At 59.9% G+C, this 1,524-nt stretch carries 1 pseudogene; it reads right to left on the bottom strand.

Annotation, left to right across the window (positions count from 1 at the left end):
• Positions 1-1,524, bottom strand: a pseudogene (locus BFQ04_RS11645) (type IV secretion protein Rhs); the annotation flags it as partial.

The raw sequence follows: 1,524 nt of genomic DNA, 5'->3' as shown, positions 1-1,524 counted from the left end.
TGAGCAGTTGGCCTTGTTGGCGTTGGTGTTCGCGACCGGCACTGAACAGGTGGGAGGTCAGCAGCGAACCATTGAGTTCGACGGTGGCCAGGTGACCGCCTTTGTCGTGGTTGAAGGTGAGGCGGTTGTTGTCGGGCAGGCGCAGGTCTTTTAATTGACCGCAGGCGTCGTAGCCGTAGCGCAAGGTGCCCCAGCCTTGATGTTCGGCAGTGAGGCGGTTTTGTTTGTCGTACTCGTAGGCCAGCGCCCAGTGGCCGTCTTCGACGCTGAGGAGGTTGCCCTGGCGGTCGTAGGTGTATGCGACCGTGTTGCCATCGGGTAGGGTTTTTCGTACAAGACGACCGGCATGATCGCGCTCGTATCGGGTAACGAGCTGACTACCGTCGTCGCCGTGTTCGGTCTTTTCCAGCAAGTTGCCGTTGAGGTCGTAGGCGTAGGCAGTGCGTTGGCCGTCGAAGCCGGTTTCCTGTCGGATCAGGCCGTTGGGGTGGTAGTCCAGTTGATAGGTTTCGCCAACTTCGTTTTCGATTTCAGTTAGCAAAAGACGGGCGTTGTCGTAGCGGTACTTGACCTGAGTGCCATCGGCATTGATGCGGCGGCTGATCAGGTGCAGGCCGTCGGCGTATTCGTAGCGGGTGACGTGGCCGAGTTCATCGCGCTCGGCGATGATTTTTCCGTAGGGGTTGTAGCTGAATTCTCGATGAGTCCCATCGGGCTGGGTCAGTCTCAGCAGCCGTCCTACAGCGTCCCATTGGTATTGGGTCAGCGCGCCATGCTCATCCTCCTGCGCAACCTGCCGCCCCAGATCGTCATAGCGATAGCGCTTGATCCCATCGTTGGGCAACTGTTCTTCAACGAGCTGCCCGCGCTCATTCCACACCAACCGATGACAGCTATGGTCGGGATACCAGACCCCGGTCAGTTGTCCCCGCTTGTCGTAGCTGTAGTCGGTCGCGTTGCCCTCCGGATCAATCCTGCGGATGACATCGCCTTGCTCATTACGCTCGTATTTCCAGACCGCTTCACCGCGTCGCACAACCCGTACGAAACCATTGTCATGCTCGTAGGATGTCGGCTCATCCTCCCCTGGAAACAGCGCCACCAAGCGTCCGGCTTCGTCGTACTGATACGCCGTCACCGCGCCCAGCGGGTCCTGCTCGACGGCCAGTCGGCCCTTGTCGTCATAGGATTTGAAATGCCGGGCGCCGTCCGGATCGATGCGTTGCACCAGTCGCGCCCGGTCATCGTGGACATACACTTCCTGGCTGCCATCGGCGTTGTGCACGCTGACGCTGCCGTCATCGCCCCATGCATAGCGCGTGTCCATCTGCGCAAAACTGGCCCAGTGCCGGACACAGCGCGCGGCTTTACCAGACCTTTCCCACGCCCAAAAGAAACTCGCCCCACCGGCCAATTGCCGCTCAAGAATGACGTGCTGTTCGTCGTACCGATAAACCTCGCGCTCACCGACGGCATTGGTCGCCGACACCAGTCGTCCGGCGTCGTCATAGGCGTAGGAAACGA

This window comes from Pseudomonas sp. 37 R 15 (assembly GCF_900004865.1).
GTDB classification, from domain to species: Bacteria; Pseudomonadota; Gammaproteobacteria; order Pseudomonadales; family Pseudomonadaceae; genus Aquipseudomonas; species Aquipseudomonas fluorescens_AM.
Note: the sequence above shows the minus strand (reverse complement) of the source record. Positions and strands in the feature narration are given on the sequence as shown.